Genomic DNA, 12797 nt, shown 5'->3' on the forward strand with positions numbered 1-12797 from the left:
GAAGCCACGACTTCAGATCAGGCGGCAGAAGATACGGCTGAGACCGGTCAAACGGGATGAAGCTGCTCATCTCACCACCTTACAACTTCACCTCTTCACAGGGTACCCCAACCCGACAGGCTGCTAGCCCGTTGTCGATCACTGCGTACCTTCCGGATGCGAGAGCCAGGCGCTGTCGATAGACACCAGCCACGTTGTCGCCGGCATCAACCAAGTCGAACGTCTTTCCCTCTCGCCGCGCGAACTTCTCGCCAACGGCCCTCAATTCCCGGTCGCGGAGCGTAGTGAGCAAGCCACGCTCAAACCTCACGCGCGCGTCGTCCCGATGGGCGAGCCCGTCGCGCTCCAGATGATCAACACGCTGGCGCATCGCGTCACGCACCTCTGCCCCGAAGCCGCCACCCAGTGCAGGCGACTCCTTCGCGACTGCCTGCCGGTCCAGCCATGTGGCTCCTTGGGCCTCGATCTGCTGTTCCAGCGTGAAGTCCGACCGCACAGCCAGCACCACGCGCCCTCGCCCTTTTGCGTCCTCGAACCGGCGCAGTTCGACGATTGCTCCCATGGAAGCATCCGTTGTCGCCTCCAGGCTAGGGAGGTGAACGTGATGCGTACGCCCATCGATCCCATCCACCACCGCGAAAGCTGTCCCCTTCAACTCGTCATCGAGCCCGCGCCCGACCAGTTTGCCTATGACGGGATGGTCGGTTTTCTCGCCGGCCAGCACCCACGAGCATTGCGGGCGCTCGACGCCTTGCTCGGCGAGGCCGCGGTGGATCCGTTTGATGATGTCGTTGCGCTGCCCCATCTCGCGCAGCGTCGCCTCTGCGTGTTCCTCCAGCGCCCAGCGGCCCGGCTCGATCTGCTGCGCCAGCCCCAATCCTTCCAAACGCCGGAGACGACCCACCTTGAGCACCTCGAACGTATCGGGCCGGCGATCGGGCGTGGGACGCATGTCGATGATTCCATGCTCACTTGCGTCGCGCTGAAGCTGCCGATCGAGTTGTGTCCAGCGATCCGCCTCGACCTGACGCTCGACTGTACGCCGGATTTCAATGTCGTTGCGTATCCCGAGCTCGCGCGTCACGAGTTCCTGCGCACGGCCACGCATGCCTTCACGGATGTAATCGCGCGAGATCACCAGGTCCTCGCCGTCCTGCGCCTTGCCGCGCACGATGACATGGACATGGGGATGTTCGGTGTTCCAGTGATCAACGGCCGCCCAGTCGAGCTTCGTGCCGAGATCATGCTCAGCTTGCATCATAAGATCACGCGTGAAGCGCTTCAGGTCCGCCAATTCCACCGCATCATCCGGCGAGACGATGAAACGGAAATGGTGACGATCATCGGCGCAGCGCTCTGCGAAGCCTTTGGGATCAACCTCCTCCTGCTCCGGGCCGAACAGCTTTGCCTTTTCGCCGTCCTTCGTAACGCCCTCGCGGCGCAGATAACGCAGATGCGGGGTCAGCGGCGCGGCGCGTGGGCCATGCTTCACCACGCGGGCCTTGATCACCACCCCACGCGAGCGGCTGGTGAGGAAGCGGTTGGCATGCGCACTCGCGACACGCCCACGCCCGAAGGTCGAGCGGCCACTTCCGCCCGTTCCCTGACGTCCTCGGCCCATGCCTCCGGCACGCTGGGTCGCGGCCAAGGCCTGCGCGATGAAGGGACGTGCCCGCTGGGTGCCTGGAGAACGAATGCGGCCGGGCCGAACCCGGAAATCGTCGTCATTCGTCATGGAATGAGCTGCGATGTGCGCGAAACGGCGGTAAACCGCCAGAAAGTGGAGGCCGCAGGCTTCCAAGTTCCGCGCACCTCGCAGAGGGCGCCGAAAATCTGCAGAAATCCGCCACAAAACCACCCCCAACCGTGCCGCACCTCGCGGCTTTTATCCTGCCTATACGCTACCCCCTTCCCCAGTGCCCCCACCAGCCCTTCCAAACCCGGACCAGGCCGCACGTCGAGGGCGAGCATGACCGAGTGGCTCATGGTTCTTCCCTCCACTCGGCAGCGACGAAGAGTCCTGCTGGCGTGGGCGGAGCCAGACTGTCGCCGACCGCAGCCGTATCGCTCGCGACGGGATGGGCAGGCCCGGCGAAAAGACCGCCGATGGCTATAGGAGACGAGATACCCGGCAGCGGACCAAGAAGCGCCGGAGCCGTGTCGTCCCCTATCCGCCGCATGACGGAGGCAACATAAGTCTGGGTTTCATCGGGAAGCGGACGACCCGTCGCCAGATGGTCGTCATAACGTCCCGGGCCAGCGTTGTACGCGGCGAGAAACCCGGCATCACCGTACCGATCGTGCAGCCAGCGCAGATAGGCAGCACCGGCGACGATGTTGTCATGTGGGTCGAACGGATCGGCGCCGAGATTGAGTGTATGGCGCAGGTCACGCCACGTGCCGGGCATGATCTGCATCAGCCCCATTGCGCCCGCCGAGGATACGGCATGCCGATCACCGTCACTCTCGATGCGTAGCACGGCACGGATCCATGACGGCGGAATGGCAGCCTGCGAGGCGGCATCCCGCACCAGCGCGTCGATATCCTGTGCGTGCCCCGAACCGGGCGTGAGCGTGAGCGTGAGCGCGAGCCCGAACCGGGCGACCGCCAGCACACGCCTTCGACAGACAGCTGCCCCCCTCATCAGAAATCCTCCGGTATGAGCATGTCGAGCGACGGATCGTCCGGACGGGCACCGAGCATTTCGAAGGCCCAGTGACACACGGCCTCGGGCTTCGCGCCGGTCAATTCCCGACGGAGCGTAATGCTCTCCTGAACCCAGTCCCTCATGACCAGACGAGGGCTGACGACGGGACGACGCGCCGCCTTGATGATGACCGGCTCCCACGCGTAAGCGACCGGGGACGTTGCGCCTGAAGGCGGTGAAGCCCTTCACCCATGCCATCCAGCGCGCGCCCGTGGCCTCGACCAGTGGTGCCAATACCGCGATCGACGCCGGTGTCGCGGCAGTATGCAGGACCCAGCCGTCGTAGGTCGCGTCGAGATGCCGCACGAGGACCGCATGATCGACCTCCCCCGCGTAGTCCGGCTGTCCGCGATAGAGATGGGCGCAGTTGATATAAGGGGGATCGGCATAGCCGAGCCGGAGACGGGCGAGTGTCATTCCCGGCCTCCCTGGCGCTTTGTGGCGCGTGTCCAGACAAGGTTCCAGACGCGGCCGCCGCGACCGGCCTGAAACAGGGTGGCGCGGATCGGCTGGGCGAGCGAGGGATCGTCCAGCAGCACCGAGACGTATTCCCCGGCGCGTTCCCCGGTGCGGGTCCAGCCGGCCCCGATCTCCGGCGCTTCGGCACTGTCACCGAGATGGATGCGATAGTCGGGCGCGTTCTCCGCGTCTGCATTCACGGCACTTACGAAAGTCAGTTCCGCGTCGAGGGCGAGCGTGCGTAGGCGCCCGGCAAAGCCATTCGCCGTACGCGTGAAGAAACCGATCTGACTCATGGGTTGAAAACTTTCCTGTCGAGAAATGAGATGATGGAGGACAGCGTCATGGCGTCACTCCAGCGGAGGCCAGGCGCTCTTCACGGGAGCGGGACGCACCATCATCGTGGGTGGTCGTCGACCCGGATCCGTCAAATCCGGACGGGGTTCGAAACGCAGGAGCGGCGGTTCGGCGTCACCTGTGCGGAGATAGACGGGCGTGGCGCGACCGATTACCGTGTCGGTCGACAAGACACCGAAATAGCGCCCGTCGAGACTGGTCGGGACCGCCGGGTTCATGACAAAGACCTGTCCCGGGCCGAGACGGATGCAGCCACGCCAGACGGGCAACGGACGCCCCCGATGATCGATGGGTTTGGCGTCACCCGCCGCTTTGCCGTCGATGGTGACGTGCGCGCCGAGGCGGCAGACGGTCTGACCGGCTAGTGCTGCCACCGGCTTGAGCAGCGGCACGCCGAAGGGCAGATAGCCACGCGTGGCCAGCAACGTCGCGTCGCGCTCGGGCAGATGCAGCGCCACGATATCGCCGACGCGCAACGCCGGCGTGGGCGTGACCCGATAGAGGCCCACCGGCACGCTGGCTGTGGCGTTCCACACCCAGCGCGGACTGGGCGAGACACCGGTCGTCGCGAGAGTCGTGAGAGTGGCGAAATACGTGGTGAAGAGCCAGGCGCGGCGGGTCATGACGCAGCCCTCCGCCAGAGCCACGCCTCGTGGCGGGCACGGCCATAGGGCGGCGCGGGTCGGCTGGCCCGCAGCCGCGCATCGAGATCGCGCCAGTAGTCCGGACAGACGGCTCGGGGATCGAGCCCGTGTCGTTCGATGCGAGTGATGATGTCGAGCACCGCCCGGACCGGAGCATCACCGGTCTGGCGCAGCAGCCTGTCGGCAGCGCCGGTGATCCATGGCAGGACCGCGCATGGTTCGCCCGGCGGCATGGCTCGCACGATGTCGATGGACACCGTGACGGCGCCCGTGTCGCTGGCAAGCCAGCGCATCAGGGCGAACACATCGCCTGCGGCGAAACTTACGCGACGCCTGTGGCGGTCAATTCTGACGCTGGTCTCGGGGCAGCCGAACCGCAGCCACTGCTCGATGCGGGTCTCGATCCAGACCAGATCGAGCTGCGCGCCGGGGGAAAAGCGAAGATCGTTCATGACGGTTCTCCGATGGGAAAGGGAAGAATGGCGGCAAGGCGATCGCGGGCGCGTCGGGCCATCTCCGGATCGATCTCGCAGCCGACATAGCGGCGTCCGGCCAGCCGGCAGGCGACGCCGGCGGCGCCGGACCCGGCGAACCAGTCGCCCACGAGGCCGTCGGGCGGGCAGATCACCCGCACCAGCAGGCCGAGGAGTGCCACAAGCTTTTCAGTGGGATGGATGGCCCGGCCATGAGCATTGCGGAAGCGCTGCACGGAGCGGGCGAGACGCGGGCCGCCGTCGAGACTGCGGTAGGTCGAAGACGGGATCGCGCCGGTATGCGGGGGACGCTGCTTGCGACGCACGACCCATGCCCGGGCGTCACCCTGAGGCATGGAGAGGACCGAACGCCATGGACCATGCATTGAGTCGCGCGCGGTATGCATGTTCAAAGAGTCTTTATTTAGACTCTTTAGAGAGAGGCGATTTGTCATTATTTTCCAGTTCCTTATCCATGATTTTCGCATGTGATAGGCGTGGATTCGACGGTCGATAGGCGTGTCCGCTCAAAATTATCGACAGGGATACCCACAGGTTTATCCACAGAGAGGCCGCCGATTGGTCGAAAGCGCACGTGCTCCGGCCTGTTCAGGTCGGACAGTTCAATGCGATAACCGGGCAGAGTGTTGCTACGGGCCACACGTCGAAGGAGGGCCACGAATGCGACAAGCGTCTGGGTGATCCCTGTCTTGCGGTGCAGATGAGCCACCTCGAAAGCCCAGCCGTCGCGTTGCTGCCCCGCATGCCGTCGTGCGATCAGGTAGAGCAGGCGTTCGAAACCGCTGGTAAGGGTGAAATAGGCCGGGTCGAGCGCAAGCACGGCCCGGGGCGTAAGAACCGCCTCGCACAACCAGGCTGCGAGACGGATGTGAACGACACCGGCGGAGATCCGCCAGTCTTCGATCCACGGAGCGCCGGTCTGCTCATCGGTCCATTCGGACGCGCTGATGACGACGTTGGTCCGGCTAAGCCGTTCAAGGCCGTCTGGCAGACGCTCATAATATCCGCCCGACACGTCACGACCGGGAAATCGGAGGATTTCATATCGTGTTGCCTGCAGGACCGATGGGATCGGCGCGCCGCAACGCTGCGCAGCAATCATCGTTGATGTCGCCCAGATCAGGATGTCCGCATCCCAGATGGTCGCAAGCGCCATCGGGGACGAAACGAGGATGTTTTGGCTTCCCTGCCTGAAGCGCAGCGGGGCGCGGCGGCGTCCCTTCCCCAGTGCGAAGAACGCATTGGACATGAGCAGGCGCGGCATGCAGGGAGTCATGACCGCCCCCTTCCGCGCCGCGCAACACCAGCACGCATGAGAATGTAGTTTTTCGAGAAAATCGACTTTGAAATGCCATTCTCGACCCACGCTTTCAGGTCACCGATCGTGTAGGTGACGCGATTACCCAGCTTATAGAAGACGGGACCACCGCCAATTGTGCGGTATCGCTCGAGTGTCCTTGGTGAAATGCCAAGCCATTCAGCGGCCTGTGGGGTTCGCAGATGCCGGGCCGGTCTCGGCTGGGGTCTTTTTCGGACCATGACTGTTCTCCACTGAAACAGGACGTGGCGTAACGCCGCGTACTGGGGCGGAGACTGGCGAAAAAAGACGTAGGGGGTGGTGGACGAAAACAGGGGGTGTCCCAAGGAATCGTCCACCCCCCGAGCACCGAAGATGCACTACGTTCCAGACGTCAGGCGACCTTGCGCAGGACAGAACATTTTTTGATATCTGATGGAGGAATCTCGATGTTTTTAGCTGGTTTCTCTCGACGCCGGTGGCGGAAACGGGCGGCGGCCGTATTGCAGCAGGGCGAGATATTCTCCAGCAGCAAGTTGTTCACCAAGGGTCAGCAGGCGCTCGACGCGCGCACGTTGGTGAACGTCCTTCCAGATGGAACCGCTCAGGGTCTTCACTCCCGGATCCGTCAGTGCCGCGATGTCACGAGCCGTGGCCCCGGCCTGTTTGGCGGTGAGAGCCTGAAGCGCGTGGGCAAGCCGCCTGACCCTGTAACGTGTGGGCCGAAAGGTGTTGGGCAATGGACCTGCCGTCCGACCATACAGACGCTCGATGAAGCGACGCAAATGATGCAGGCGAACCCAGCAGGATTCATCAAGGGGAATCACGACGGCTGCCCGTTCGTGGCAATCATCGGAAATCCACAGCCGGAGTGGTCCACTCCGGTCCCCTACGATGACATGGAGGCCATCATCCGCGACAACCGCATTGGTCTGCGGCGTCAGGATCAGCGGTGCAAAACGTCCGGCCGCATAGATTTCAGGAGCGCGTATCAGCGCGATGATGGCGGAGAGTGCCTCCGGTGCCCAAAGCGCGGGGACGGACCACGCTGGGATCGAAGGATCAACAGGGAAATCGGAGCCCCCACTGACGTGCAAAAAGGTGCAGATTTCGCTGACGGACTACCTCGTCAGCGTCGTCGTATCTGGCAAGCGTTCGATAGCCACGGACATAATCCTGATTCAGGAAGAGAAACTCTTGTGCGAAATCAGGAAGGTCGAGCGTGAGCGCCCTGTCAAGAAATCCGGAAGTATGCCAGTCAGGTCGCGTCTGCATCGTCGGCCAATCTCCTGCCATTACAGTGACGCGTCAGCCGCGGGTCATCACGAGCGGCATATGGTCAGCGCACGGCGTCCGTCGAAAGAAATAATGTGAGACACGCGCTAATCGTGCCGATAAAGGAACGTTCCGTTGCCTTGACGGGCTTCGGGGGCCAGGCGGGCAAAGGAGGCCGTCCCAACCATTGCTGCACCGATCACTCCCAGAATAGCCTGCCAGACCGGCGAGGGATTGCCGAGTTGGGCGAGGCCAGCCGTGGCCGAGTATCCGGCAATAGAAGCCGGGAGACAGAAGGCAAGCACCACGGCAAGTCGGATGTCTGGACGTTGGATCGACGCGAGCGCGACACGAAACAGCCACAGCACGAAAATGCCTGCGACAAGACCGAAAAAGACGGCAGCAAGCCCGGCCCCCATACGATATGTCCAGAAGAAGACGATCAGTCCGGCCATCGTGGGCACGGCCATTGAGACAAGAGTAAAGAAGACCCAACAGAGCAGTCCGGTCCCTACGACCCACGAGATGAGCCCGATAACAATCATCTCCACCTCCGGCAAATAGTACGGGACGTTATAATACGTACTGTTCGGTATTGTTTCCAGAAAAAAAGACATGTCTGATAGCGAGGATTGCAGATAGCTCCCGTTAATGAGGCTGCCGCAAAGATCCCCCGCCTGATGCGCGGGAGATCAACGTCGCGCCGGGCTCATTCCTCCGAGCGGCGGCGCGTTGTCGCGACCCGGACCAGCGCCTCTTTGAGTTCGCGCTCGATCTGTCGGCGCTCGCATTTGCTGAGATGAAAGCTGGTGAGTTCGGCCCGCAGCATCTGGATGTGGTCATGTAGCGTGGTCATCGTCCTGCTCCTTTCGTTTCTCGAAGACAAGACGGACGGCTCATGCGCACGGAAGCCGGGTCAATGATCGCCGGAGGCGACCGCGAAGCGGCACGCGGGGGAGCCGATTTTGTTCGGTGTGCCCGAAGGGTGCGCCGGGCAAAATTGGGGGGACCGCGTGTCTTGAGGCGGTTTCCGTGCGCATGGTACAATGGGAAGGCTGAGGGAAAGCCTCGTGTTCCTCCTGCGTCTCACGTCGGGCGACCAGCGCTGCCGCCCGCACCCCGAAAGAGCACGTGGGAAAATGAAAGCCCGGAAGGCCCCGCCCGGGGAGACCGGGCGGGGTTGGTGGTGGGGAGCTTACTCCCCGTTCCGGCTGCGGGGCCGGGTCCAGATGAGGGTGTAGCCTTCCCCTTCCTCGTCGGTGAACAGGTTGGCGAAGATCGGGGCGGCGAAGGAAGGATCGTCCAGCTTCAGGCTCAGATAGGTGCGGCCTTCGTTGGAGCGGCGGGTCCATGCGGCGCCGAGTTCAACCCGCCCGAGGTAGACGCGGTAGTTGGGGGCGTTGTCGTTGGCCCGGTTGGTTTCCGCCACCAGGCGGACGTTGCGGGCCTGCAGGGCCAGGGTGATGATTTCGCCTTCGAAGCCTTCGCCCACCTTCTTGAAGGAACCGATGTTAGCCATTGTCGTATCTCCATGCTGTTATCGGGCCGCGACCACCGTGGCCTCGATGGCGATCGACCAGCCGGAGGCGAGCGGCAGAGCACCCTTCAGGGCCGCAGCGCAGCGGAGGACGGCAGGGCCGGAACTTTCTTGTTTCGCGAGGAATGACGGCGCAGCCGTCAGGGGAAGAAAGTTCTGGAACGCCGTTGCGGCCAGCCGATCGAGGCGCAGCCGGTCTTCGGCTAGATCAGCCATCCGACAGAGGCCATGGTGTGCGGGCCCGCCAGCCCCATGGAGATATGATGCCGGCATGACCGGTCCGTCAGGTGGGGAACGTGCGACACAGGAGGATATCGCGCTCGCCCGGTGCGACCGTCTTCCCTGCTGGTGACGTGGACTAGGGTCAGACACCCGCCCCCGACTGCCGCGTCCCTGCTGCGAACGGTTCGGGCCGCATCCTATAGCCCCCCCGTTCCAACGAAGGCTGGCCAGCGGGTTGCCCGCTGGACGATCCCTCCTTCGCCGCTGCTGTTTCGACCTGTTCACTGATGAGGAAGGGGGCCATCGCCCCCCTCATCCATCGTCCCCGCAGCCGAAACGGGGAAAAGAGGTCCCGCCCTGCAACCGTTCTCCTCCGGGCGGGGCTTTCCGGGGCGCGGTTACCCGCGCTTTCCTCAACCGGGAGTGCAGGTAATGGGGAGCCCGACGGATGGTTCTGACCGATCGGTGATACGTGAAAAATCGGGAACAGTGATCATCGCTATTTTAACCTCCCTCGCTACCTGCCCCCTTATGAAGGGGGCTCCTCTCCCCGCATTAAGTCATCGGCGCTAAAGCCAATGATGCCATAGCGCCGTTTTGCCAGGCATAGATTGGGCATATCTTACGAGCGACAATCTACACCCTCGAAATTACATACATACCGGTTGTTATTTATAAGGAAATCATCATGATGATCTTTCTCATAAATTTCCAATCATAAGGAGCATCAATGACGGGGGACGCACCCACTTTGACCAATGTTACGGTCAAGGAGAAAAAACCACGATGTACTATTCGATGTGTGATCGCGGTCGCTATAATGGGACTGTTCGGCTTTATTCTTGGCATTTAGGGCGTGATGTGGTCACAAAGCCAGGAACGCTATCAGGACGCACTCATCATGAAGCGGGCAGACGGTATTCATTTTGATGGTGCTGTTACGCACGAGAGCATGAACAAGCTCCTTAATGCCATCAATACGTCCGAGACAGCCGAGCCGACAGTCTGGCTTGAGAGTGGCGGTGGTGATGTGGATGCGGCTCTTTATTTCGCGCTGATGGTTGCCAATCGTCCAGTTCGGACCGCTGTGGGACAAAATGGATACTGTGCATCTTCGTGCGTTATCTTGTTTTTAAGCGGCCGAACGCGTTATGCGGACCCGACGGCGAGTTTAGCACTCCACGCGGCTTATTGCTTTGGGACGCTCGCAGATCTTGAGTGTCTGGCGGAAAAAACCTTTGCTCCGGACGCGGATAGTTATGAGCGTTTCATGGCCCAAAGAGACCCGAAATGGTACCGAAAAGCCGTCGCTGATAAGGCTTTTGATTATCCACCGGAGCGTCTTTTTTGCTACAATTTTCCGAGCGGAGCGGAAAACACGCCTTATAGCCAGAATGAGAGCGATAAGACCCGCGCAAATTGTGCTCTGGCCAGAGCTCTCTATTTTAACGCAGCCATGCAGCCCGAATACAGACAGCATGCACAGAGTCCCATCGGAATGTTCCAACGCCTTGCAATGATCGGCCGCTGGTTTTTTGGTCAGGCTGGCAAGACCGCGCGGCATGAATATCCACAATAGTCACCCCTGAGAGACAGCTGGCGCTCACGCGCCAGCCTCCCTGCGAAACCGCCAGACCGGGATACCCATCTGTTTGGCCTTGTCGGCCAGATTGTCCTGAATGCCCGAGCCCGGGAACACCATGACCCCGACGGGCAGCACTTTCAGCAGTGCGTCGTTCCGCCGGAACGGGGCGGCCTTCCCGTGCCGGTTCCAGTCGGGCTTGAAGGCAATCTGCGCGACATCACGATGATCGGCCCAGCGGGAAGCAATGAATTCCGCACCCTTCGGTGAGCCGCCGTGCAGCAGCACCATATCGGGATGCTTCTCGCGCACCTTGTCGAGACGATTCCATATCAGGTGATGGTCCTCGTAATCGAGCCCGCCAGTCACTGCGATCTTGGGGCCGGCCGGCACCAGCAGGTCGGTCTCGACCTTGCGGCGCGCATTGAGGAAATCACGGCTGTCGATCATGGAGGCCGTCAGGGTGCTGCGGCTGACCAGCGAGCCGGAGCGCGGCCGCCAGGGTGACATCGTCAGGCGCTCGAACTGGTCGCAGGCAAGATCGCGGAAAATCTCGTAAGCGTTGCGTCGTTCCAGCAGGGTCAGCCCCTCGGCGATGAGGCGCTCCAGTTCCACCGAGCGGATCTCACTGCCATCCTGTTCCTGCTGGCTGCGTTTCTGCGCCTGCTCGTTGCGGTCAAGATCACGCTCCACCTGCCCGACCATGCGATGGAAGACGTTGACCGTGGACCAGAGCAGCGGTTCGAGATCGGGTTCCAGCCGAGTTTCGGTCAGCGTGGCTGACAGGGCATCGAAGATGTCAGCGACTGCGCCCTCGATCTGGCTGGCGTCGGGCAAGGGTCTCGGGTCCGGCTCATCCTCGAAGGGACGATGGCCGTAAAGCTGGAGTTCCGCCAGCAGATGAGCGGTGGAAGAGGTGGCGTGTGCGGGTTCGAAATCGTCCTGTGTGCGGGTCATGGGTCTGTCCTCCGGTTCTGGCCGCGCCCCTCGCGGCCTTTCCGGGGGCGGATAGCGGCAGACGAAGGCCGGGCCGGAACCGCGCGCTCGCGCGCGGCTGGAACGCAGTGGAGGATGGCAGGGAGACGGCTATTTTGCTTCGCGATGCAAAGCGCGGCACGCGCGGCGGAAAATAGCCGGCTCCGCCATTGAAGGCCCGGCCTGGCTGACGCCCGCTCCCCTTCCAGAAAGGCCGCGGGCGCGCCTCATCCGGAAACGGGACAGCCCCGCACGGCAGGGAAAGAAGATGCCCCTCACCCCCCTTCCCGGCCCGCCTCAGTGCGCGACGGGATGCAGAAACCGCGCCACGTCCTGCGGGGCAAGCTGGGGATGCAGGATCGCCCGCATCGCCCCACGCCCGAGATAGCGGAGATCATCGTTGAAATCTGCCAGACGCGGTGACAGCACGAGGCACTCGATCCCGGCCTCCTGTGTCCGGGCCTGCAGGGTCGTCACCGCATGGTCTCCGGCCGGGTCGTCATCGCGCAGCACGTAGAGGCGGCGCAGCGTAGGCGGAAACGCTGTGGCGGCGAGATGCGCCGAGGAAAGGCAGGCGGTCAGTGGCAGATCGGGCATGACCTCATGGAGCGAGAGCACCGTCTCGATCCCCTCGCCTGCGGCCAGAACGTCGGACACCGCGCCAAAGCGCACGGCATGACCGAGCAGGTCACCCATCGCACGACGGGGGACGACGACCGGCGCCTTGCCCTTTCCGCCCCGCGCCAACCAGGTGCGATGGACTCCGGTAACGCGACCTTTGAGGTCGGTCACGGCGGCGATCAGCGCGGGCCATGTCTCGGTCGGACTGTCGGCATCGGCGCGGTAGTAGCAGTCAGGATGGAAACGCAGCGCGGCCAATCCTGAGAGATTGGCCAGATCGCGGCTTCGCAGATAGGCGTCTGCAATGCCCGACAGAGATCGGCTGGCATCCCACAGACGGCGCGCAGCGTCCGTGCTGGTGCCACCCGTCTCGTGGCGCTGCAATGGAGCGGTCCGCAGACGTTCCTCCGCACGGTCTGCTTCAGGATGCGGTAACGCCAGAAAGTTGCGTGCCTCGTCAGCGACGTCACGGAAATCAAGCAAACCCAGAGTCTCACGGTGTTGATTTTCACTGAGAACTGACCCGGGTAGGGCGGAAATTTTCATCGAGATTTGACCCATGCCTTCACACTCCCCGGCATCATCTGCTGGGGGGTTTTTGGAGTGATTGACATGGAGCTTCTGAG

At 62.7% G+C, this 12797-nt stretch carries 16 protein-coding genes and 1 pseudogene; 1 reads left to right on the forward strand and 16 read right to left on the reverse strand.

Annotated elements, in window-relative coordinates; all coding sequences use genetic code 11:
• Positions 1–79 precede the first annotated feature (79 nt).
• The 14 genes from KMAL_RS14520 to KMAL_RS14590 all read right to left on the reverse strand — a co-directional run bounded on the left by KMAL_RS14520 (position 80) and on the right by KMAL_RS14590 (position 8987).
• Positions 80–1735 carry a relaxase/mobilization nuclease domain-containing protein gene (locus KMAL_RS14520; RefSeq protein WP_110096311.1) on the reverse strand — a complete coding sequence of 552 codons (1656 nt, stop codon included), beginning with the start codon at positions 1733–1735 and terminating at the stop codon, positions 80–82.
• Between the two features lie 247 nt (positions 1736–1982).
• A complete protein-coding gene (locus KMAL_RS14530; protein WP_081477901.1) occupies positions 1983–2645 on the reverse strand; it encodes a lytic transglycosylase domain-containing protein in 663 nt (220 codons plus the stop codon).
• 476 nt (positions 2646–3121) lie between these two features.
• Positions 3122–3463, reverse strand: coding sequence for a DUF736 domain-containing protein (locus tag KMAL_RS14540; protein WP_014106191.1), 342 nt, complete (start codon positions 3461–3463; stop codon positions 3122–3124).
• Between the two features lie 54 nt (positions 3464–3517).
• Positions 3518–4147, reverse strand: coding sequence for a S26 family signal peptidase (locus KMAL_RS14545; RefSeq protein ID WP_014106190.1), 630 nt, complete (start codon positions 4145–4147; stop codon positions 3518–3520).
• Positions 4144–4620, reverse strand: a complete 477-nt coding sequence (locus KMAL_RS14550) for a DUF2840 domain-containing protein (protein ID WP_014106189.1) — start codon at positions 4618–4620, stop codon at positions 4144–4146. The genes KMAL_RS14545 and KMAL_RS14550 overlap by 4 nt, the downstream gene beginning before the upstream one ends.
• Positions 4617–4997 carry a DNA methyltransferase gene (locus tag KMAL_RS14555; protein ID WP_239020164.1) on the reverse strand — a complete coding sequence of 127 codons (381 nt, stop codon included), beginning with the start codon at positions 4995–4997 and terminating at the stop codon, positions 4617–4619. Before KMAL_RS14555 ends, KMAL_RS14550 begins: the two co-directional genes overlap by 4 nt.
• Before the next feature lie 113 nt (positions 4998–5110).
• A complete protein-coding gene (locus tag KMAL_RS14560; protein ID WP_048851148.1) occupies positions 5111–5926 on the reverse strand; it encodes a replication initiator protein A in 816 nt (271 codons plus the stop codon).
• An 8-nt stretch (positions 5927–5934) separates the two neighbouring features.
• The gene (locus tag KMAL_RS14565; protein ID WP_081477936.1) at positions 5935–6201 is read right to left on the reverse strand and encodes a helix-turn-helix transcriptional regulator; all 267 of its coding nucleotides are present in this window, start codon (positions 6199–6201) and stop codon (positions 5935–5937) included.
• A 213-nt stretch (positions 6202–6414) separates the two neighbouring features.
• Positions 6415–7056, reverse strand: coding sequence for a DUF2285 domain-containing protein (locus KMAL_RS14570; RefSeq protein ID WP_110096312.1), 642 nt, complete (start codon positions 7054–7056; stop codon positions 6415–6417).
• On the reverse strand, positions 7022–7255 hold the full coding sequence (locus KMAL_RS17925; RefSeq protein ID WP_373852470.1) for a transcriptional regulator domain-containing protein: 234 nt from the start codon (positions 7253–7255) through the stop codon (positions 7022–7024). The genes KMAL_RS14570 and KMAL_RS17925 overlap by 35 nt, the downstream gene beginning before the upstream one ends.
• An 86-nt stretch (positions 7256–7341) precedes the next feature.
• Complete coding sequence (locus tag KMAL_RS14575) at positions 7342–7851, reverse strand: hypothetical protein (RefSeq protein WP_110096313.1); 510 nt, start codon at positions 7849–7851, stop codon at positions 7342–7344.
• A gap of 92 nt (positions 7852–7943) precedes the next feature.
• Positions 7944–8090, reverse strand: coding sequence for a hypothetical protein (locus KMAL_RS17335; RefSeq protein ID WP_014106184.1), 147 nt, complete (start codon positions 8088–8090; stop codon positions 7944–7946).
• Positions 8091–8429: 339 nt separating this feature from the next.
• Positions 8430–8753 (reverse strand): DUF736 domain-containing protein, encoded by a 324-nt coding sequence (locus KMAL_RS14585; protein ID WP_014106183.1) that lies wholly within the window; start codon positions 8751–8753, stop codon positions 8430–8432.
• Positions 8754–8771: 18 nt separating this feature from the next.
• Positions 8772–8987: a hypothetical protein gene (locus KMAL_RS14590; RefSeq protein WP_041247388.1), complete on the reverse strand. Its 216-nt coding sequence runs from the start codon at positions 8985–8987 to the stop codon at positions 8772–8774.
• A 907-nt stretch (positions 8988–9894) separates the two neighbouring features.
• Between KMAL_RS14590 and KMAL_RS14595 the strand changes: the two genes are divergently transcribed.
• The gene (locus KMAL_RS14595) at positions 9895–10572 is read left to right on the forward strand and encodes a hypothetical protein (RefSeq protein ID WP_110096314.1); all 678 of its coding nucleotides are present in this window, start codon (positions 9895–9897) and stop codon (positions 10570–10572) included.
• A gap of 24 nt (positions 10573–10596) precedes the next feature.
• Here the strand turns inward: KMAL_RS14595 and KMAL_RS14600 are convergent, their stop codons facing one another.
• The gene (locus tag KMAL_RS14600) at positions 10597–11532 is read right to left on the reverse strand and encodes a DUF2493 domain-containing protein (RefSeq protein ID WP_014106180.1); all 936 of its coding nucleotides are present in this window, start codon (positions 11530–11532) and stop codon (positions 10597–10599) included.
• 315 nt (positions 11533–11847) lie between these two features.
• Positions 11848–12669: pseudogene (locus KMAL_RS14605) on the reverse strand (DUF7146 domain-containing protein); the annotation flags it as partial.
• Between the last annotated feature and the right edge of the window lie 128 nt (positions 12670–12797).

The organism is Novacetimonas maltaceti (assembly GCF_002906255.1).
GTDB classification, from domain to species: domain Bacteria; phylum Pseudomonadota; class Alphaproteobacteria; order Acetobacterales; family Acetobacteraceae; genus Novacetimonas; species Novacetimonas maltaceti.